At 61.7% G+C, this 19,098-nt stretch carries 21 protein-coding genes and 1 pseudogene; 18 read left to right on the top strand and 4 right to left on the bottom strand.

The features are described 5' to 3' along the window. Positions 1-35: 35 nt before the first annotated feature. Positions 36-1,064: a tRNA dihydrouridine synthase DusB gene (gene dusB, locus VLU25_04450; protein ID HSR67168.1), complete on the bottom strand. Its 1,029-nt coding sequence runs from the start codon at positions 1,062-1,064 to the stop codon at positions 36-38. Positions 1,065-1,380: 316 nt separating this feature from the next. Between dusB and VLU25_04445 the strand changes: the two are divergent. After that, positions 1,381-1,680, top strand: a pseudogene (locus tag VLU25_04445) (HigA family addiction module antitoxin). A 16-nt stretch (positions 1,681-1,696) separates the two neighbouring features. Here the strand turns inward: VLU25_04445 and VLU25_04440 are convergent. From VLU25_04440 to VLU25_04430, 3 genes are all read right to left on the bottom strand, one after another. Beyond that, positions 1,697-3,112, bottom strand: coding sequence for a pyridoxal-dependent decarboxylase (locus tag VLU25_04440; protein HSR67167.1), 1,416 nt, complete (start codon positions 3,110-3,112; stop codon positions 1,697-1,699). An 81-nt stretch (positions 3,113-3,193) separates the two neighbouring features. Then, positions 3,194-4,036: a hypothetical protein gene (locus tag VLU25_04435; protein HSR67166.1), complete on the bottom strand. Its 843-nt coding sequence runs from the start codon at positions 4,034-4,036 to the stop codon at positions 3,194-3,196. A gap of 37 nt (positions 4,037-4,073) precedes the next feature. Next, positions 4,074-4,832 carry an IPT/TIG domain-containing protein gene (locus VLU25_04430; protein ID HSR67165.1) on the bottom strand — a complete coding sequence of 253 codons (759 nt, stop codon included), beginning with the start codon at positions 4,830-4,832 and terminating at the stop codon, positions 4,074-4,076. A 357-nt stretch (positions 4,833-5,189) separates the two neighbouring features. Between VLU25_04430 and flhB the strand changes: the two genes are divergently transcribed. The 17 genes from flhB to flgN all read left to right on the top strand — a co-directional run bounded on the left by flhB (position 5,190) and on the right by flgN (position 19,087). Continuing rightward, entirely contained in the window at positions 5,190-6,251 is a 1,062-nt protein-coding gene (gene flhB, locus VLU25_04425) for a flagellar biosynthesis protein FlhB (protein ID HSR67164.1), read from the top strand. A gap of 50 nt (positions 6,252-6,301) precedes the next feature. Further along, positions 6,302-8,395 (top strand): flagellar biosynthesis protein FlhA, encoded by a 2,094-nt coding sequence (flhA, locus tag VLU25_04420; GenBank protein ID HSR67163.1) that lies wholly within the window; start codon positions 6,302-6,304, stop codon positions 8,393-8,395. Then, a complete protein-coding gene (gene flhF / locus VLU25_04415) occupies positions 8,392-9,651 on the top strand; it encodes a flagellar biosynthesis protein FlhF (GenBank protein ID HSR67162.1) in 1,260 nt (419 codons plus the stop codon). Before flhA ends, flhF begins: the two co-directional genes overlap by 4 nt. A gap of 51 nt (positions 9,652-9,702) precedes the next feature. Then, a complete protein-coding gene (locus tag VLU25_04410) occupies positions 9,703-10,500 on the top strand; it encodes a MinD/ParA family protein (GenBank protein ID HSR67161.1) in 798 nt (265 codons plus the stop codon). Between the two features lie 22 nt (positions 10,501-10,522). Then, positions 10,523-11,299, top strand: a complete 777-nt coding sequence (locus VLU25_04405; GenBank protein HSR67160.1) for a FliA/WhiG family RNA polymerase sigma factor — start codon at positions 10,523-10,525, stop codon at positions 11,297-11,299. A gap of 15 nt (positions 11,300-11,314) precedes the next feature. Next, positions 11,315-12,367: a flagellar motor switch protein FliM gene (locus VLU25_04400; GenBank protein ID HSR67159.1), complete on the top strand. Its 1,053-nt coding sequence runs from the start codon at positions 11,315-11,317 to the stop codon at positions 12,365-12,367. Between the two features lie 16 nt (positions 12,368-12,383). Further along, positions 12,384-12,668, top strand: a complete 285-nt coding sequence (locus tag VLU25_04395) for a FliM/FliN family flagellar motor switch protein (protein ID HSR67158.1) — start codon at positions 12,384-12,386, stop codon at positions 12,666-12,668. Positions 12,669-12,671: 3 nt separating this feature from the next. Continuing rightward, positions 12,672-13,202, top strand: coding sequence for a hypothetical protein (locus tag VLU25_04390; protein ID HSR67157.1), 531 nt, complete (start codon positions 12,672-12,674; stop codon positions 13,200-13,202). Positions 13,203-13,297: 95 nt separating this feature from the next. Beyond that, positions 13,298-14,032: a flagellar hook-basal body protein gene (locus VLU25_04385; protein ID HSR67156.1), complete on the top strand. Its 735-nt coding sequence runs from the start codon at positions 13,298-13,300 to the stop codon at positions 14,030-14,032. Between the two features lie 23 nt (positions 14,033-14,055). Then, positions 14,056-14,844 (top strand): flagellar basal-body rod protein FlgG, encoded by a 789-nt coding sequence (flgG, locus tag VLU25_04380; GenBank protein HSR67155.1) that lies wholly within the window; start codon positions 14,056-14,058, stop codon positions 14,842-14,844. Positions 14,845-14,846: 2 nt separating this feature from the next. Then, on the top strand, positions 14,847-15,830 hold the full coding sequence (gene flgA, locus VLU25_04375) for a flagellar basal body P-ring formation chaperone FlgA (protein HSR67154.1): 984 nt from the start codon (positions 14,847-14,849) through the stop codon (positions 15,828-15,830). Continuing rightward, the gene (locus VLU25_04370) at positions 15,827-16,522 is read left to right on the top strand and encodes a flagellar basal body L-ring protein FlgH (protein HSR67153.1); all 696 of its coding nucleotides are present in this window, start codon (positions 15,827-15,829) and stop codon (positions 16,520-16,522) included. The genes flgA and VLU25_04370 overlap by 4 nt, the downstream gene beginning before the upstream one ends. 23 nt (positions 16,523-16,545) lie before the next feature. Next, the gene (locus VLU25_04365) at positions 16,546-17,664 is read left to right on the top strand and encodes a flagellar basal body P-ring protein FlgI (protein HSR67152.1); all 1,119 of its coding nucleotides are present in this window, start codon (positions 16,546-16,548) and stop codon (positions 17,662-17,664) included. Then, a complete protein-coding gene (locus tag VLU25_04360; protein HSR67151.1) occupies positions 17,664-17,987 on the top strand; it encodes a rod-binding protein in 324 nt (107 codons plus the stop codon). The genes VLU25_04365 and VLU25_04360 overlap by 1 nt, the downstream gene beginning before the upstream one ends. Positions 17,988-18,095: 108 nt before the next feature. Further along, complete coding sequence (gene flgM / locus VLU25_04355; GenBank protein ID HSR67150.1) at positions 18,096-18,398, top strand: flagellar biosynthesis anti-sigma factor FlgM; 303 nt, start codon at positions 18,096-18,098, stop codon at positions 18,396-18,398. A 78-nt stretch (positions 18,399-18,476) separates the two neighbouring features. After that, a complete protein-coding gene (locus VLU25_04350; GenBank protein ID HSR67149.1) occupies positions 18,477-18,653 on the top strand; it encodes a hypothetical protein in 177 nt (58 codons plus the stop codon). Beyond that, positions 18,653-19,087 (top strand): flagellar export chaperone FlgN, encoded by a 435-nt coding sequence (gene flgN / locus VLU25_04345; protein ID HSR67148.1) that lies wholly within the window; start codon positions 18,653-18,655, stop codon positions 19,085-19,087. Before VLU25_04350 ends, flgN begins: the two co-directional genes overlap by 1 nt. Positions 19,088-19,098: the final 11 nt, after the last annotated feature.

Here is a 19,098-nt window from a genome sequence, read left to right as displayed (position 1 = left end):
TCGGTTGGTTCTTCAATATGGTACTCCCAACCCCGTCAAAGTTCCCGATGGGCGGGTGGTGCCAGCCTAATCGTGCTCCCAGCAGCAAAGACCCGGCCTTGCCCGCTTTCCCGCAGTCGCCGTCCCACGGCTTGCAGCCCGTCCTCCATCTGCTGCCGCGACTCGACCTGGACCAGGTTCTTGTAAAGGTCCTTAATGCCCGAATACTGCTTGAGATAACGGACAATGTGCTTGCGCACCAGAATCAGCGCCACTTTCTCGGTATAGAACTCGGCCATGCGGTCGAAATGCCTGCGCAGAAAGGTGGCCTTCTCCTGGAAGGGCACTTCATCGCGGTTGAGGCGGCGGAAGATCCAGGGATGTCCGATGGCTCCCCGTCCCACCATCACGGCGGCGCAGCCGGTCTGCGCTTTCATGCGTTCAATGTCAGCGCGTGTGCGCACGTCGCCATTTCCGATGACGGGGACTTGCGCCACCTCGACGATGCGGGCGATGGCTCCCCAGTCGGCTTCTCCCTGGTAGGCCTGGGCCTTGGTGCGTCCATGCACGGCCACCAGCGAGCCGCCGTTGTCCTGCATGGCTTTGACCACCTCGCGGTAGGTCAGTTCGTCTTCATCCCATCCCAGGCGGATTTTTCCGGTGACCGGAACCTTCAAGGTCTTGGAGAGGCGGTTGAAGATGCGTCCGATCTTGCGCGGTTCGCGCAGCAGCGCGGCACCCGCCCCGCGTCCGCTGACTTTGCGCACCGAGCAGCCCATGTTGAGATCGATGATGTCGGGCTTCATCTCCTCCAGCCGCCGCGCGCATTCCACGATGCGGTCTTCGTCGCTGTCGAAGATCTGAAACACCATAGGACGCTCTTGGGGCGAGTAGGCCAGCATCCTCAGCGTCTTCTGATTGGGTCCGGCCAGATAGGCCAGCGCCGAGACGAACTCGGTATAGCTCATCGCCGACCCATACTCCCGGCACAGCGAGCGATAGGGCAGATCGCTGAACCCGGCCATAGGCGACAGGATCACGTCCCCATACACCCCCACATCCCCAACCCAGAAGCGCGGCTCCATAACTCCTCAGCATACCAAACTCGCCCTCTAGGCGGACTGCTTCCCATCGATGCTATTCTACCGGCTATGGCCCTGTGTCTCGAAGGCGTTTCTAGGTCGATATCGGTCAAGAATGTCCGAATTGAGGAAGGGATTCTGGCGTCGATGTGTCGTCAGTTAGGCCTGACAGTGAGCAACGTCTTGAACGATTGAGGGGATGGTTCCATGGAACGATTTCGTTTTCCCATTGAGTTAAAATGCGCTTGCGTTCGTGTGGCGTAGCGGGGACGCTAACTAACGAGGTCGAAATCGTCGATTATCATTGAAGGAGATCAGTATGCCAAAAAGGGACTTTGACCCGATTCACCCTGGCGAGATCCTTTTGGAGGAGTTCCTGCGGCCCATGGGGATCTGACAATACCGGCTCGCCAAGAGCATCAGCGTCCCTCAGCGGAGAATCAGTGAGATCGTGCATGGGAGGCGGTCCGTCACTGCCGACACCGCGCTCCGCTTTGGTCGGTTCTTCGGCATGGAAGCCCAGTTCTGGCTTAATCTTCAGTCGCGCTTCGACCTGCAGCGGGCCGAGATCGACCTTGAGAAGCGGCTGGATGAGGAAGTATCTCCACACGCCGCGTAGCGTATCCAGAGGCCTGTCAGGAAGCGATGGCGCCGGTTCGGCGGGCGCAGCGGAGGATGGCGGCCAGGCTGCGTTGGGCGGCTTTCTGGTCGGTGCGCCAGGAGCTGACGCTGATGCGCATGGCGGGACGCCCGTCCCAATCCGTGGGGCCGCACCAGCAGGTGGCATCCTCCTGGACGGCGGCAATCAGCCTGCGGGTCAGTTGGTCGTCTTTGCAGGCCCGCACCAGAACCTGGTTGAAGACCACCTCGTTGAGCACTTCCAGACCGGCCTCAGCCAACCCTTCCGCCAGCCTTTGAGCGCTCCCGCACTGTCGTCGAACCAGCGCTTTCACGCCCGAGCGGCCCAGAGTTCGCAGGGCAGCCCAGACTTCGATCTGGCGGGCGCGCTGGGAGCCTTGAGGGCCGTGATGGAGCGCTTCGAAGCCCCGATCAGGCGGCAGGTAGGCCGCCGTGGCGGCGAAGCTGCGGCGCAGGTCCTCTCCCCTGCGCACCAGAAGAATGCCGCAGTCGTAGGTCAAGTTGAGCAGCTTGTGCCCGTCGGTCACCCAGGAGTCGGCTTGCCTCAGGCCTTCAACCAGGTGGGCCATTCCGGGGTCGGCCAGCGCCCATAACCCGAAAGCCCCGTCAACGTGGACCCAGGCCTGGCGCCGCCGGGCCCAGGAGATGATCTCCGCGAAAGGATCGAAAGCTCCGGTGTTGACCTCGCCGGCCTGGGCGCAGACCAGCACCGGGCCTTCCAGGTCGGGAAGGGCATCGGCGCGCATCCTCCCTTGCTCGTCTGCAGGCACAGTAATGACCCGCTGGCGGCCCAGTCCAGCCATTCCCAGCGACTTGAGCAGGGTCGAATGGACCCGTTCGCCGACCACCACTTGGAGCGGCGGAGCGCCGAACAGACCGTGGGCCTGAACGTCCCATCCGGCCTGGGCCAAAAGCCGGTCTCTGGCCGCGATCAGGGCCGTCGTGTTGGCCATGGAGGCCCCGGAGACGAGGCACAGTTCACCTGCTTCGGGAAGGCCAAGGAGGTCGAGCAGCCATCCACGCACAACTTCATGAAGGCGGTCGGCCACCGGCGACATGACGGGAAGGCCCGCGTTCTGATCCCAGACGCTGCTCATCCAGGAGGCGGCCAGCGCGGCCGGCAGCACCGCGCCGTTGACGAATCCGAAGTAGCGGGACCCGGCGGTGGCCATGGTGGCCGGCGCTCCGTATTCGTCCAGCAAGCCCAGCGTCTCCAGGGCATCGCGTCCTCTTTCAGGGAAAGCTTCCTCCAGATGGCCCAGATTCTGCAACGCCTGAGGAGAAGGCGATACCGGCCTTTCCCCCAAGGAGTCGAGATAGCGGATGGCGCGTTGCAACACCTCGCGCAGCAACCTCTCGGTACGCTCCTCTGCACCTTCCAGACCGATGGGGTCGTTTTGCGGCTCGCCCATTCCTCCTCCTCTCCTCGTCGGCTGCGAGCCATCCTACCCGATTGTCCGAGCTTCAGGCTGCCCGATTCAAGGTCCCGCGGGTCAACAGGGGGCGGTGAACGCCGTTCCGGCGGGCGCGGGAGAGCGGGAGAGGGTGGTTTGAGTGGAACAATAGCCCCCGGTGGGAGTGACGGAGGAAACGAAGACGGCGGCGTCTTTGCGGATGATGTATTCGCTGGCTCCGATCTTTGCTGCCGGGTCGGCCCAGTCGTAGGTGTAGCCGAAACGGGTCCAGGGCAGGGGACGCTCGCCGTAGTACTTTTCAACCTGCCTCTGAAACCAGCGGGCGTGCTCCAGTTGGTCCGCACTGGGGTTGCTGGGGACCTCGGGCAGGCCGGGATTGCATTGCGCGTCATCGATTTCCCCGTCGGGGCAGGGGCGGAAGACGTGGTCGGGGCTGACCCACAACTCCACCACCTCCGAATAGGTCCCGCCGGCGGCTAGCCCCATGTACTCTTCCAGGCGGCGATTCAGTTCGGCGCCCGAGAGCCCAAAGCCGCGGCAGGCCTCTTGCATCTGAGGAACAGGCGTCACCCAGACTTCCCTGCGCAGCGTGCAGCCCCCCTTGAAGTGATCCCGATAACCCGAGTAATCGGTCCAGACAGCCACCAGGACTTTGAGCGCCTGAGGATCGGAGCGATCCCAGAAAAGGCTTGAATTGCCGGGAGTCAGCGCTACCAGCCCGGTGGCGGCGTTCCCGGCCCCGGGGCTCATGGCATCATCCAAGGCTTGCTGAAAGCGTTCAGCGGCAGGCGGCGGCTGGGTAGGATAAACGACCACGCAGTACCCGAAGGGCAGGATTAAAAGGGCATTGATGACAATGAGAAATATTGTCAGGTGGCGACTGCTGCCCCGAGCGGAACTCCCCTCTCCGGCGCTGGCCATGAATATTCCTTTCGTTGCGGCGACATCCGCCGGCAGCTCACTCGGTGTCGTCTTCGATACTCAGTTCCATGGTGTCTGACTTGTCTCTGACGCTGGGATTTTCAAGTTGCACCTTCAGCACTCCGGCCTGGGCGACATCCTCCTTTTTCAAGGAGAGCGAGAGCTGGGTATCGCTCACGTACTCCGCGGCGCGCGCCTCACCATCGATCAGGACTTTGGTGTCCTCGCCGAAGTGCTGACCCGTTATCCTGAGTTCAAGCTGAGTGGAGCCGACCTTCAGGCTGGAAGGATCGAGGGCCGTCAGTACCGGCGCCTGAGCGCCCACCTTGTCCTTAAGCTTATCGTCCTGGTCGGTGTGGAAGAGCATATCGAAGATCTCGCCAAGCTTGTTGGTGGCCTTCTTGGCAAACATCCCGGCCAAGGCTGAAAGTCCCACGATGCCGAAGGGAGCCGTCTGAGGGACTTCCGATACCCCCGTGCCGGTGATGACTCCACCACGAAGCAGCAAATAAACCAGAAGCGCCAGGGAGGCTCCCACCGGAAGGCGCAGGATGTACCAATAGATCCAACTCCGGTATAGCTTGCGATTGCCGATGTAATCTCCCGCTGAAGTGGCGACGTGGATAAAGCTGCCTAGAGCGCCGGCCACTAACACCAGCACGAAGAGCCGGACTTCCAGGCCGACTGCTCCCAGGGGCAATCCGAAGAGGGTGACGGTCTGATTGGTGAGTTGGGTGCCGGTCGTTTCCGGCCAGAAGCTGAGAAGGACGACGATCAATACCACGAATATCAGCAACAGAGCCGCAACCAAAAGAAAAACATCTGAGCGGGAAGCTCCTTCGCTCTTGCGCTTCTCTTGCTTCTCCTTGGCCGGAGGGTTCTTAGACTTTGGGGAATTCGGATCTGGACCTTTGGTTGGGCCGTTCATAGCATGTGCCTCCCTTGAAAACCGGTCTCACTGATCAGGCAAGAAATGCCCACACTTCCGAGAGACGGACGCTCCTTGCCTGATTCTCCTGATGTCGTCCTAGAAACTGGCGATGTTGTCAAGAATGTAACCCAACTCTCAATCCTTGTCCACGGCGAGGCGCCCGCCTCCACAGCCCCCCCCGGCACAACCGACTGGAAGGCAATTTGCTTGATGGGGGTCGAGATGGCGAAGTCGGACAAGACAGAAAAACCCACACCGAAGAAACGGCGGGACGCCCGCGAGAAGGGGCAGGTGGCGCGCAGCCGCGACCTTTCGCAGTCCTTCGTCTTCCTCAACGCCGTGCTCTTCATGGGTCTAGGGGGGGCTTTCCTGTTCGCTCAGATGCAGCAGGTGGTGCTGCGCAACTGGAAGGCTTACTTCAATGCCGACGTCAATCTTTTGACGACTGAGATCATTTTTCAGGACGCCGTCTTCACCGTCATGAAATTGGCGGCGCCCCTCGTTCTCTTGACGCTTCTTATCGGCTTCGCCTCGCAAGGACTTCAGAGCGGCTTCCTGATTTCTTCCCATAATCTGAAGCCCAAGCTGGACGGCCTCAACCCGAAACAGGGTTTGCAGAAGATTTTTTCCAAACGAGGACTGATGCAGTTGGTCAAGTCGGTCATGCTCATCGTTGTCATCGCCTGGTTGGGCTACGACTCGGTAAGCGCTCACCTGCCCGAGTTTCAGAAACTCTCGCTGCTGCGGGTTGAAGGATCTGTGGCGCTGATGGGCAAGTTCCTCTTTGCGCTGGGGCTGAAGGTGGCACTGTTCCTGGCAGTGCTGGGAGTGATCGACTTTGTGTTCCAGAAGTACAAGTTCGAGGAAGACCTCAAGCAGACCAAGCAGGAGGTTAAGGAGGATCTGAAGAACACCGAAGGCAACCCACTGGTCAAGGGACGCATCCGCCGCCTGCAGCGCGAGATGGCCCGTAAACGCATGATGGCCTCGGTCCCCGAGGCCGACGTGGTGATCACCAACCCCTCCCACTACGCGGTGGCCCTCAAGTACGACATGGAGGCCATGGCGGCTCCTCTGGTGCTGGCCAAAGGCCAGGGACACCTGGCTCAGAAGATCAAGGATCTGGCCTCCGAACACGACATCCCTCAGGTTGAAAACGTGCCCCTGGCCCAGGCCCTTTACAAGTCCGCCGAGGTTGGAGCCGAGATTCCAGGTGACCTCTTCAAGGCCGTGGCACAGGTCTTGGCATATGTGTACAGGCTTAAAGAAGAGAATTGGCACTGATCTTGCTCCCTTGGCCCTTGCAGGAGGCTTTTTCAGACGAGTAGACCAGCATGAAAACAGCGACGATGGGTATGCCGATTGGAAGGCTGGCAGGCCTTCAGCCGAGATCCGACGCCCTGATGGCGGCGGCGGTCATCGGTATGCTCGCGGTCATTCTGATCCCGCTGCCTTCGCCCCTGCTCGACATCCTCATCGCCTTCAACATCGCGATGAGCGTCATTATTCTGCTGGTTTCCCTCTACGTGCTGGCGCCCCTCAATTTCTCGGTTTTTCCCACCCTGCTGCTGCTCTTTACCCTCTTCCGCCTCTCCCTCAACGTGGCTTCGACGCGGCTCATCCTGCTGCATGGATCGGAGGGATCGTCAGCCGCCGGACGGGTAATCGAAGCCTTCGGGCAATTCGTGGTGGGCGGCAACTACGTGGTGGGCGTCGTCATTTTCCTGGTCCTGATCGCGATTCAGTACATCGTGGTCAACCACGGCGCGGTGCGCATTTCAGAGGTCACGGCCCGCTTCACCCTGGACGCCATGCCGGGCAAGCAGATGAGCATCGACGCCGACCTCAACGCCGGACTCATCGACGAGCGCGAAGCCCGCCAACGCCGCGACAAAGTGGCCGCCGAAGCCGAGTTCTACGGCGCCATGGACGGAGCCGTCCGCTTCACCCAGCGGGACGCGGTGGCCGGCATCATCATCACTCTCATCAATATCCTGGCCGGATTCGCCATCGGCGTGGGGCTGCACGGCATGGACCTGAGCGCGGCGCTGGAGACCTTCACCGTTCTGACCATCGGCGACGGGCTGGTGTCGGCCATTCCTTCGCTGCTCATCTCCATCACCGCCGGCATCATGACCACCCGCGCCGCCAACCAGACCAATCTGAGCAAGGACGTGGGCGACCAGCTCTTCAACAATCCCAAGCCGGTAGCCATGGCTTCGGGAGCCCTTTTCCTGCTGGCCCTGGTCCCCGGACTGCCCACCCTCTCATTCCTCATCCTGTCGGGCGCCGTCGGATCGGTGGCCTATTACGCCCACCGCCAGCAGAAGACCATGGCCCACCCCGTCACCCCCGAGGACGAAGAGCTCCAGGCCGAGCAGGACAAGAAAGAGGAGCGGATGGAGCAGTTGATGCGGCTCGACCCGCTGGGGTTGGAACTGGGCTACCAGTTGATCCAACTGGTCGACAACAAGGGCGGTGCCGACTTCCTGGGACGGGTCAAGTCGATCCGCCGCCAGATTGCCCTCGACCTGGGAATGATCGTGCCGCCCGTCCACATCACCGACAATCTGCAGCTCAACCCCAAGGAATACCGCATCCTCCTCAAGGGCGTGGAGATCGCCCGTGCCGAGCTGATTCCCGAGCAACTGATGGCCATCGACCCCGGCCAGACCAGCGGCAGCATCGACGGCACGCCCACCCAGGAGCCCACTTTTCAACTGCCGGCTCTCTGGATCAAGCCGGAAAACCGCGAGAAAGCTCAATTGGCGGGCTACACGGTAGTCGACAACACCACCGTGCTGGCCACCCACTTGACCGAGGTCGTTAAGAGCCACCTGCACGAACTGTTGGGACGCCAGGAGGTCAAGACGCTGATCGACAACGTCAACGAGACCCATCCCAAAGTGGTGGAGGAGCTGATACCCAAGGTGCTCAACGTGGGGCAGGTGCAGAAGGTGCTGCAGAACCTGCTGCGGGAACGGGTTTCCATCCGCGACATGGTCACCATTCTGGAAACGCTGGCCGACTACGCGCCCATGACCAAGAACGTCTCCCTGCTCACCGAGTACGCCCGCCAGAGCCTGGGACGCTCCATCTGTCAGCAGCACATGGACGGGCAGGGGCGCCTCAAGGCATTCACCCTCTCGCCCGAGATCGAGCGCACCTTTTCCGAGGCCGTCACGGTGACCGAGCAAGACAGCTACCTGGCTTTGGATCCGCAGGTGGCCCGCGAACTTGTGTCCAAGATCCATTCCGCCGTCGAGCAGGGAAGCTTCGACGGCTACCCGCTCTTGTTGACGTCTTCCGAGGTTCGTTTGCACCTCAAACGCCTGGTTGAACGCGTGATGCCGTCGCTGGTGGTGATTTCTCACAACGAGATTCCGCCCCACGCGCGGGTCAGTTCCCTGGGAGTGATCGAGCGATGAAGATCAAGACCTACCACAACCATTCGGTGACCAAGGCGCTGGAACAGATCAAGAAAGATCTGGGCAGCGACGCCGTCATCCTCAGCACCAAGCGAACCAAAACCCGCGGAATGCTGGGATTGATGCCCAAGGTGGCCTACGAAATCACCGCCGCCAGCGAGGCTCAGGCGGCCCGGAAAGACGGAGGCGCTGCGGTTGCGACCGAGGGTGCTTCCAACGGCGTCTCGCGGCTGAGCCGGTCCGTCGATTCCTATGAGGTGGCTGATGGACCGCCACGCGCCCCATCGAAGGGGCCCGCTCAGCACTCGAAAGCCGCGTTGAAGAGACCCTCCGGCGGCGACGGACCGGAACTCAAGCCGCAGCTTGAACGGCTGGCCGCGGAACTGGAAAAGCTCAAGCGCCTGGTAGGCCGGCGCCAATCGCTGGCCGCCGGCGAAATCGCCCTCAATTTCAAAGCCGGAGCCAACCCCGAGTGGAAGCAGAGCGAAGAGGCCGCCGCCGAAATGGCCCGCCTGGTGGTGGAAGGCATCGACCGCGACCTGGCTCATTCGCTGCTGCGCTTTGCTCTGCGCGAGCGCTCCCGTGAAGGGAAGTCAGAAGCTCCCTTGCGGCCCTATCTCCGCCAGGCTGTGCGGCGCATGGTGCAGACCGCGCCCATCGACTTCGAGAAGACGCGGACGGCCATCTTCGTGGGTCCGACCGGCGTCGGCAAGACCACTACCATCGCCAAGCTGGCGGCGGTCTTTGCCCTGGGCGAGCAGAAGCGGGTGGAGTTGATCACGCTGGACACCTATCGGATCGCCGCCGCCGAACAACTGAGGACTTATGCCGACATCATCGGCGTCCCCATCCGCGTGGTTTCAGGCATCGAGGAGCTGGATCGGGCCATCCAGGAGGCCTCGGCGCGACGCGATTGCGTTTTCATCGACACCACCGGGCATTCTCACAAACAGGCCGAGGACATGGCGGCCTTGAGTTCTTTCTTGCGCCGCCGAAGCGACATCGAGAAGCACTTGGTGCTGAGCATCACCACCAAGTCCGACGACCTTCGCGAAATCATCGAAGCTTTCGGGGAATACGCCCCCGACAAGCTGGTTTTCACCAAGCTGGACGAGACCTCCACCTACGGATCCATCGCCGGCGAAGTGATCTTGAGCGGAATGCCGCTCTCATACCTGACCAACGGGCAAGCGGTTCCTGACGACATTCAGGTTCCCACCCCCCAATTCGTTTCGGAACTCGTGATTCCGGACTAGCAGAGGACAAGACCTTTAATGCCTGATCAAGCTGCAGCTCTTCGACAAATCGTGCAGAGCAGGGGCCCGTTACCGACCTTCGATGGACGGCATTGCCAAGTGCTGGCCGTCACCAGCGGCAAGGGAGGGGTGGGCAAGACCAATCTGTCGGTCAACCTGGCCATTTCGCTCAGCCGTCAGGGCTACCGGGTAGCCATCCTGGACGCCGACTTCGGGCTGGCCAACGTAGACGTCTTTCTGGGACTGACTCCCGGATACCACCTGGGACACGTGGTGGAAGGCATCGTGCCGCTTCGCTCCATCGTCTTGCAGGGGCCGGAAGGCGTGGACGTCATCCCCGCCAGTTCGGGGATTCAAGAGATGAGCGAACTGGGCGAGACACGCCGGGGACACATCCTGGATCAGCTCAACCGGTTGGTCGAGGACTACGACTACGTACTCATCGACACCGCGGCCGGCATCTCCACCAACGTGCTGGGACTGCTTCATTTCTCGCGCCGTGTCATCGTGGTGCTGGTTCCCGAGCCCACCGCCATCGTGGACGCTTACGCCCTCATCAAGGTCTTCAACAAAAGCAACCGGGACAAGGAGATGCTGGTCGTCGTCAACTCGGCCGAAGACGAGGACGAAGCCGAAGAGGTCTTCGGACAGCTTTCCCGAGTGGCCGACCGCTTTCTAGGCCGGCGCCTGCAATTGCTGGGCTACGTGCTCAAGGACGAAAACGTCCACGAAGCCATCGTGCAGCAGGTCCCGCTCATGGTTACCAGCCCCCAAAGCGCGGCCGGACGCTGTCTGGACCGCATTGCGCAACAACTCAGCCAAAGCATAGCGATTCATCAGAGCAACTAGCAGGAATATGGGAGACAGGTCAATGGCAACGGCAGGCAATGCCCTCAAAGTGAAAGCCTATCAAGAGTCGAAGACGGCGGAGGAAAAGCGCGACGAGGTCGTGCTCAAACACCTTCCGCAGATCAAGTACATCGCCCAACGAATCGCGGCCAAGCTGCCGCCCGACGTGCAACTGGACGACTTGATCAGCGCCGGCGTCATCGGACTGCTGGACGCCTACGAGAAGTTCGACGAAAGCAAGGGCGTCAAGTTCAAGACCTATGCCGAGGTGCGCATCCGGGGAGCCATCCTCGACAGTCTGCGCGATCTCGACTGGGCCCCCCGCTCCCTGCGCAAACGCAGCAAGGAGGTGGAAGAAGCCTACGCCCGCGTCGAACAGCGCCTGGGGCGCTCTGCCGAAGATGAAGAAATCGCCGAGGAACTCGACCTCAACCTGGAAGACTTCCACGCCCTGATCGATCAGCTCAAAGGACTCAACATCGGTCATTTCCAGATCGCCGACGAGGCCGGGGACAAGGGCGATTCCGAGGACGTGCCGCTGCGCTATGTGCCGGCCGCCGATGAAGAGGAGTCGCCCTTCGAGATGTGCCTGAAGAGCGAGATCCGCCAGATGTTGACCCAGTTCATCAAGAAACTCCCCGAGCGCGAGCAACTGGTCATCGCCCTCTACTACGACGAGGAACTGACCATGAAGGAAATCGGAAAGATCCTGGGCGTCAACGAGTCTCGGATTTCCCAGTTGCACACCCGGGCCATGCTGCGCTTGAGGGCCCGCATGCAGAAAGCTTTCAAAAGGTAATCCCGAGAGGTCATCATGAGCGATCAGATCCTCAGCCAAGACGAAATCAGCGCGCTGCTGGGCTCCGAGAAAGGCGCCAAGAAGAAGAAGGCGTCCAAAGAGGCGCCCAAGGCCGCCCGGGAAGCGGAGTCCGAGGCCGCTCAGGAGCCAGCGGCTTCGGCATCGCCTCAGAGGGGAAGCGAAGAGACTTCTTCGCGGGGGACCATTTCGGTCAGCCGCAACGTCTTTCCCATCCTCAAACCGCAGGGCCTGGGCACAGAGCTGGAGAACACTCTCAACGTGGTGCTCGATTCCTTCGCCCAAAACGGCGTCTCCACCCTGGCCGCCGCCCTGCGGGCTCAGGTCGGCCTCAAGGTGGAGGGTATGGACCAGCTCTCCTACCGCGAATTCATACAGGGATTGCCAGAGCCTTCTTCCATCTGGTCCCTGCGCCTCGAACCCATGGGGCTCAACGTGGCGCTGTGCCTTGAATCCAAGCTGGTTCACGCCATGGTCGACGTGCTCATGGGCGGAAACGGATCGGTTCCCAAGATCAAACGCTCCATCACCGAGCTGGATCAGTCGGTCATGGAATCGATGGTGACGGTCTTCTGCCAGGAGTTCCGCGAATCCTGGTCGCGGGTCATGCACTTCGACATGGAAATCGAGTCGCGCGAGACCCGTCCCGGGTTTCTCCAGCTCTACTCTCACGGCGAAAACATGATCTCCATCATCATGCTGATGCGGGCGGGCGAGACCGAGGGCCAGATCTTCTGGGGCATTCCCGGACTGATGCTGCTCAAGTTCAAGCACAAGATGGAGATGCAGACCCATGCCCGCAGCGGGCAGAACCCCGAACACGCCCGCATGCGCATCCATGAACTGATGGCGCAGATGCCCACCGATCTCAGCGCCCAAGCCCGGGGCACGCAGATCAGCGTGGCCCAACTCCTGGAGATGCAGAAAGACGACATCCTCCGCCTCGACCACCGCGTCGACGCTCCGGTCGACCTGGTCGTCAACGGCGCTCCCAAGTTTAAAGGTCAGGTGGTCCTGTCCAACGGTCATCGGGCCCTGCAGATGAGTTGAAGAGGAGGGAAGAACCATGAGCAGCGACAACCGTCACAGCGAAAACATCCAACGCATCCTCGACATCGACCTGCCCGTAACGGTCAGTTTCGGCTCGGCCAAGTGGCCCCTAAAGGAGATCCTGGAGATGGTCCCCGGGTCGGTGCTGGAACTGGACCGGGCCGCCGATGATCCGGTGGTGCTGAAGATCAACGACCGTCCTTTTGCCCGCGGCGAGGTGGTGGTAGTGGACGGCTACTACGGCATCAAGATCCTGCAGATCGAGTCGCCCGAAAACCGCATTCACTCACTGGGAGGCTAGGCCATGATGCAATATCTGCAACAACTGGATCCGCTCACCATCGGCTTGGCCGCCATCGGACTCTCGCTGCTGGTCAACCTGTTGGCTTTAGGCGCGCTGCTGGGGCGGGGCGACCGCAAGACGCTCGATCTGATCGCCAAGGTGCGCAGAAATCAGCGCCGGGACAGCCGCCGGCTGCAAGAGAGCCAGCTACAGATTGGACAACGGCTGCAGGAAGAGATCCAAGACCTGCGCGTCCACGTCAAGAAGCTGGAGAAGCGCCAGGACAGCCTGGCCGCTTCACGCCTCAAGGAAACGTCCGGGCCCGTGCAGGGGGGCAGCCGCAGGTCCTCGAGCCGACGCTACAATTCCATCGACAAGAAGCATCACATCTACACCCTGGCGCGCCGAGGGGTTCCCGCCCAGGACATTTCGCGGCGCCTGAACGTCTACCAGGGCGAGACCGACCTGGTGCTGGGACTCAAGCAGTTCCTGGGCACTCAAGCCGCGGCGGCAGCTTCTGCCTGCGAGAGTGGGCAAGAGTTGCCCAATTGACCTTCGCGGCAGGCCTCAAATCCAAGACCCGCGGGCTTTTCAGATTTGGCATGAGGCATGCAATCGAGGACGGCAGGAAAGGATCGAGGTAAACCATGAACCACGGACTCTATATCGCAGCGGCCGGAATGAAGAGCCGGGCCCAGGCCTTGGAGGTGAGCGCCAACAACGTGGCCAACGCGGGCGTGGCCGGCTACAAGCGCGACATGGTCTTCTACGGCATCTTCAATCGGGTGCGTGGAAATCCTCTGGAGCGGGCCCTGGCAGATTCGGTGGTGGCCGAAGAGTCGCGCACCAACTTCAGCGCCGGCACCCTGCAGCGCACCGACAATCCCCTCGATCTGGCCTTGGCCTCGGACGGCTTTTTCGCCGTCCAGACCGGAGAAGGCGTCAGCTACACGCGCAACGGGCAATTCACGCTCGACGCCAACCGCCGCATCGTCAGCGCCGCGGGCGAGCCTCTGCTCAACGAAAACAACCGCCCCATCATCTTGCCGGAAGGCCAAGTGGAGGTGGGATCGCTGGGCGACGTGAGCGTCGACGGAGTACTGGCAGGGCGAATTCAAATCGTCGACTTCCAAGATAAGGCTCAACTGGTCAAAGCCGGCAGCGTGCTTTTCCAGGCTCCCCAGGGAGCGGAGCCACTGCCGCCCGAGAACCTCTCGGTCAAGCAAGGATTCCTGGAACGGTCCAATGTCAACCCGGTGGCCGGACTGGCTGACGCCATGCACAACATGCGCACCTTCGAAATGCTGGCCCGGGCCATGAGAATGATGAGTCAAGACGTCGATCGCCGAGCCATCGACGAGATCGCGCGGGTCAACGCCTGAGCGTCCCCGGAAAGGTAAACGACATGTTGAGAGCAATGTACAGCGCGGCCAGCGGGATGGAGGCCACCCAGACCAACATCGACAATATTTCCCACAATCTGGCCAACACCAACACGACCGGATTCAAGCAGCGCCGCACACAGTTCGAGGACCTGCTTTATCAGAACCTGGTCTCTCCGGGCGGAAACGCCACCACGGCCACGGAAGTCCCGACGGGACTCCAGATCGGGCTGGGGACGCGGGCCGTCTCGAACGGCATCGTCTTTCTGCAGGGCGACTACATTCAGACCGGTAACGACTTCGACGTGGCCATCGAGGGGGCCGGATTCTTCCGCGTCCGCCTGGCCGACGGCAACACTGCCTATTCCCGCGCCGGAAACTTCCATCTTTCCCGCGACGGCATCATGGTGACCGCCAACGGCGATCCGCTGGAGCCTCAGATCACCATTCCCACCGAGGCCACCAACGTGCTGATCGGCGCCGACGGCACCGTCTCCTACAACCTTCCGGGAGACCCCAACGCGCAGCAGGCGGGGCAGATCCAGTTGGCCAACTTCGCCAACCCCGCCGGACTCAACAGCATCGGGCGCAACCTCTACCTGCCCACGGCCGCCAGCGGAGACGCTGTGGACGGCATCCCGGGCGAGAACGGAATGGGATCGCTGCTTCACAAGTTCCTCGAGAGCAGCAACGTTAACATCGTGGAAGAAATGGTTAATTTGATCGTCAGCCAGCGTGCCTACGAGTCCAACTCGCGGGTGCTGCGGGCCGCCGATCAAATGTATCAAGAACTCAATAACCTGAGCCGCTAGTCATGAACCTGGCAAAGACATCTGACCGGTCCAGTTGGAGACTGCTCGCACTGGCAGGATTCTTTATCGTGCTGTGGCTGTCCTCGCTGTCCTGGGTGCAGGCCCAGACCATCCGAGTGGCGGCGCAAGCCGAGATCGACGCGGAAACCCTGGTGCTGGGCGACATCGCCTCCATTACGCCCGAGACCTCGGAGTTGGCCGCCATCCCCTTGGGCTACGCTCCCTACGCGGGCAACTACCGCTGGATCAACCGTTCCGAGATCGAGGGTCTGCTGCGCAAGTGGGGCAGGCGCCTCAGCGACGTCGACCTGGTCATGGAAGAGGACCGCGTGCTGGTCACCCGCTCCAGCCGCCTGGTCAGTGCCGCTGAGCTGGAGGAAGCCGTGCGGGCCCATTTCGAGCCTCAGGGCTATCGGGTGGTGGCCGTGCAGGCCCCGTCCGACCTGGTTCTGCCCAAGGGTGAGTTGGAGATCGCCGTGGAGCCTCCCAACCGATTGAGCAACTTCTCCAATCTCAGCGTCAAGCTCAACCTGATGCTGGACGGGCGCTTGCAGCGCAGTCAGTGGGCCCGCGTCTCGCTTTCGCTCGACCGTCCCGTGGTGGTGGCGGCAGGCGATTTGCCGGCGGGACATCGAATTACCGCCTCCGACGTGCGCTTGCAACAGCGTGAGATCCAGCGCTCGGGCGAGTACTTCTCCGACGCTCAGGCGGTCGTGGGAACCATCACCCGGCGCTTCTTTGCCGCCGACCAGCCCCTCAGCGGACGCTTTCTGCACCGTCCCGACATGGTCCGCAACGGCGACATCGTGACCTTGGTGGCCCGCGGGCCCCACTTCATGGTCAGCACCACCGGCCGGGCCAAAGGCGGCGGCAAGCTGGGCGACCAGATCGCCGTAGAAAACCTGCAAAGCAAAACCATCGTGCGCGCCGTCATCAGCGGCGAGAAAGAAGTTCAAGTCAATCTGCCAGGAAGGGCACGACAATGAAGATGTTCCGCACTTTCACCTTGATCGCGGCGTCAGCCTTGCTGGCCTCGGCCTGCGGCGAGTCCGCCAAGCATCCGGGACCCGTCCGCTCAGGACTCTCCCAGTATGTCGAGCAAGCCCGCAACCTGCCCGAAGACAACCGCGAGGCCTCGGGTTCGCTGTGGACCGACCGCAGCCAAAGATCCGACGTCTTCCGCGACGTCAAGGCCTACCAGGTGGCGGACATCGTCACCATCGCCGTGCGCGAATCGACCAGCGCCGTCAGCCAGGCGACGACCGACAGCAGCAAAGCCAGCGACATCGAGTCGGGCGCCGACAGTCTGCTGGGGCTGGAGAAACACATCTCCGAGTTGCCCAGCCTGCTCGACGGCAGCCGCCAAACGAACTTTCAGGGAACCGCCTCCACCACCCGCTCCAACAGCCTGATCACCAACGTTACGGCTCGCGTGGTGGAGGTCTTTTCTAACGGCAATCTCTTGCTGGAAGGCCATCGCGAAGTGGTCATCAACGGAGAACGCCAGATCGTGGTGGTGCGCGGGGTGGTGAGGCCCAACGATGTCTCCTCCAACAACATCGTGGCCTCTACGTCGCTGGCGGAAATGGAGATCTCGGTGGAAGGCCGCGGAATCGTGTCCGGAGCTCAGAAGCCGGGCATTCTCTACAAGATCTTGTCGGGCTTCTGGCCCTTCTAGGCAATCCGTGAGGGAGAGACGACATGTTGTGTATAGGCCAAACTCGCCAGCGCCTCGGCCTGGTCCTGCTGATCGCGCTCGGTCTCCCGGCCTGGACTCAGGCCGCCGATTCGCGCATCAAAGACGTGGCGGCTTTTCAAGGCGTACGCGGCAACCAGCTCATGGGGCAGGGCCTGGTGGTGGGACTCGACGGTACCGGCGACAGCCGCCAGACTTTCTTCACCACTCAAATGCTCGCCAACATGCTGGACCGCGAAGGCATCCAGGTCGATCCGCGCCGCTTGCAGATATCCAACGCGGCCGCCGTCACCGTGACGGCCACTCTGCCGCCCTTCGCCCGCGTCGGATCGACCATCGACGTGACCGTGTCTTCGTTGGGAGACGCCGAGAGCCTGCAGGGAGGCGTTCTCTTGAGCACGACTCTGAAGGCCGCCAACGGACAGGTCTATGCCGTGGCTCAAGGTCCGGTCTCGATCGGAGGCTTCGCCGTCAGCACCGCCACCACCTCCATCCAGAAAAACCAGCCCACGGTAGGACGCGTTCCCAACGGCGCCTATGTCGAGCGTGAAGTCGGCTTCTCGCTGCAGGGACGCGACTACCTCGACCTGGTGCTCTTCGAGGACGACTTCGTCACCGCCAAGCGCGTAGCCACGGCCGTCGACAGCATGGTGGGACAGAATGTGGCCCAACCCATCGACTCGCGCACGGTGCGCGTGATCGTGCCTCAGAGATACCGTCCATCGGTGGTGGACTTCATCAGCCAGGTCGAAACCCAGCCCGTCGAAGTCGATGTGCGCGCCAAAGTCGTGATCAACGAGAAGACCGGTACCGTGATCTTCGGCAAGGAGGTGCTGATTTCGGAAGTCACCATCGTCCATGGCTCGCTGACCGTCGAAGTGGGAACCCAGTTCGCCATCTCGCAGCCCGGGCCGCTGTCCGAGGGCGAGACCGTCGTGGTGCCCAACCAATCTGTGGAGGTCACCGAGCAGCGAGCTCAACCGGTGCGCATTCCCGAAGGCGCCACCATCGCCCAGGTGATCCAGGCCCTCAACGCCGTCGGGGCCTCACCTCGCGACATCCTGGCCATCATCCAGGCCATCAAGGCCAACGGCGGACTGCAGGCCGATTTGGAGATCATCTAATGGACATCAAATCGATCGACGCTCTTACCGCCAATATCCAGCTCAAAGAGGCCCAGCAGCGTCCTCAGGCCTCGCTTGAAGAGATGGCCCGGCAGTTCGAGGCGGTCTTCGTGGCCCAGTTGCTCAAGGTCATGCGCGAGAGCATCGGATCCAGCGGCCTTTTCGAGGACGCTCCCGGCAAGGACGTGCACATGTCGATGATGGACCAGCACCTGGCCCAGGAGTTGGTCAAACAAGGAGGATTCGGCCTGGCGGAGCAGATGCGGCAATACCTGGAGCGGGCGGAGGAAAACCAGGCAGCAGGAGGAGCGGCGGATTCTTGAGAATTTCTTTAGAAACCTCTAAAGTTGCGCTCGGCATAGCCGATAAGCAAAGTGACGACGGTCACATATTCGACGGTTCCTAGTCACTGTCGAGAGGTTTTATTAGCAATGAGAATCGACGGCACAAACCCTTTAGACGCACTGGTCGAAGCCCAGAAGCAGAACGAAAATGCTGATTCGGGAGAAGGCCGGCGCGTCGATCAGAGCAACCAGGGCGGAGACCGGCTGGAACTTTCCACCGACAGCCGCAACATTCGTCCCCTGGTCGAGAAAGCCAGCGAAGCGCCGGATGTGCGGTCCGAACGGGTGGCGGAAATCAGCCGCCAACTCGACAACGGCACCTACAACATCCGCGCCGAGCGCGTTGCTGACGCTCTGATCACAGGCAGCATCCTAAGCGAACAAGCCTAACTCCGATCGTCAGCCGGACGTTGAAGACGGACGGCGGCAAGCCCTCAAGCCGTGGCGGTCGGGAAAGGACGATAAGCCATGGTTGACGGATTGCCCGCAATCGACCGCACCAACGAGGAGCTCTACGACTCCCGTTTCGTCCGGCGCAAGCCTCCCAGACGGCGGCCCGCCGAGGACTCCCGAAACCACTCTGATAAAGACGACTCCCAGGACGCCTTCGAGCCTGAGGACCACAACCTGGACGTGAGGGTGTGATGATAGACCTTTCGCGCCTCCACCAATTGCTCGATGCCCAAATCGAATGCTGCGGCCAGTCGGCCCGGCGAGACCAAGCCTTCCAGGACGCCCTCAGCCAGCGCGACGGCGAACAACTGCGGAGCTTCCACCAGCAGTATCAGCAAGACGCTGCGCGATTGCAGGAACTCAACCGCCAGTTAGCCCAGATCTTGCAGGGGAGCAGCCTCACCGACTTCGCTCATACGCTTCCGCCTGATCAAGCCGCCGAATTACGGGAGAAGGGCAGGGAACTGGCTCGCCTGACGGCCGACTGGCGCATTGCCAACGCGCGCCGCTTCCGCTTTCTCCAGCGCACGGCTTCGGCCTCCCAGGGGATGCTCGAGCAGGTCTACGGAATGGCCGGCGGATACGACAGCCGGGGAACCATGATGAACCGCTACCGCAGCAGCTAGCGAGGAACGCA

The sequence above is a fragment of the Acidobacteriota bacterium genome (assembly GCA_035471785.1).
Classification (GTDB): domain Bacteria; phylum Acidobacteriota; class UBA6911; order RPQK01; family DATIPO01; genus JANQFM01.
Note: the sequence above shows the minus strand (reverse complement) of the source record. Positions and strands in the feature narration are given on the sequence as shown.

Coding starts and splice junctions, on each gene's coding strand:
- VLU25_04365 (HSR67152.1), top strand. CDS start 16,546: ATGTTGTGTATAGGCCAAACTCGCCAGCGCCTCGGCCTGGTCCTGCTG.
- VLU25_04370 (HSR67153.1), top strand. CDS start 15,827: ATGAAGATGTTCCGCACTTTCACCTTGATCGCGGCGTCAGCCTTGCTG.
- VLU25_04385 (HSR67156.1), top strand. CDS start 13,298: ATGAACCACGGACTCTATATCGCAGCGGCCGGAATGAAGAGCCGGGCC.
- flhB (HSR67164.1), top strand. CDS start 5,190: ATGGCGAAGTCGGACAAGACAGAAAAACCCACACCGAAGAAACGGCGG.
- VLU25_04395 (HSR67158.1), top strand. CDS start 12,384: ATGAGCAGCGACAACCGTCACAGCGAAAACATCCAACGCATCCTCGAC.
- flhA (HSR67163.1), top strand. CDS start 6,302: ATGAAAACAGCGACGATGGGTATGCCGATTGGAAGGCTGGCAGGCCTT.
- VLU25_04405 (HSR67160.1), top strand. CDS start 10,523: ATGGCAACGGCAGGCAATGCCCTCAAAGTGAAAGCCTATCAAGAGTCG.
- flgA (HSR67154.1), top strand. CDS start 14,847: ATGAACCTGGCAAAGACATCTGACCGGTCCAGTTGGAGACTGCTCGCA.
- dusB (HSR67168.1), bottom strand. CDS start 1,064: ATGGAGCCGCGCTTCTGGGTTGGGGATGTGGGGGTGTATGGGGACGTG.
- VLU25_04400 (HSR67159.1), top strand. CDS start 11,315: ATGAGCGATCAGATCCTCAGCCAAGACGAAATCAGCGCGCTGCTGGGC.
- flgM (HSR67150.1), top strand. CDS start 18,096: ATGAGAATCGACGGCACAAACCCTTTAGACGCACTGGTCGAAGCCCAG.
- flgN (HSR67148.1), top strand. CDS start 18,653: ATGATAGACCTTTCGCGCCTCCACCAATTGCTCGATGCCCAAATCGAA.
- flhF (HSR67162.1), top strand. CDS start 8,392: ATGAAGATCAAGACCTACCACAACCATTCGGTGACCAAGGCGCTGGAA.
- VLU25_04390 (HSR67157.1), top strand. CDS start 12,672: ATGATGCAATATCTGCAACAACTGGATCCGCTCACCATCGGCTTGGCC.
- VLU25_04350 (HSR67149.1), top strand. CDS start 18,477: ATGGTTGACGGATTGCCCGCAATCGACCGCACCAACGAGGAGCTCTAC.
- VLU25_04435 (HSR67166.1), bottom strand. CDS start 4,036: ATGGCCAGCGCCGGAGAGGGGAGTTCCGCTCGGGGCAGCAGTCGCCAC.
- VLU25_04440 (HSR67167.1), bottom strand. CDS start 3,112: ATGGGCGAGCCGCAAAACGACCCCATCGGTCTGGAAGGTGCAGAGGAG.
- flgG (HSR67155.1), top strand. CDS start 14,056: ATGTTGAGAGCAATGTACAGCGCGGCCAGCGGGATGGAGGCCACCCAG.
- VLU25_04360 (HSR67151.1), top strand. CDS start 17,664: ATGGACATCAAATCGATCGACGCTCTTACCGCCAATATCCAGCTCAAA.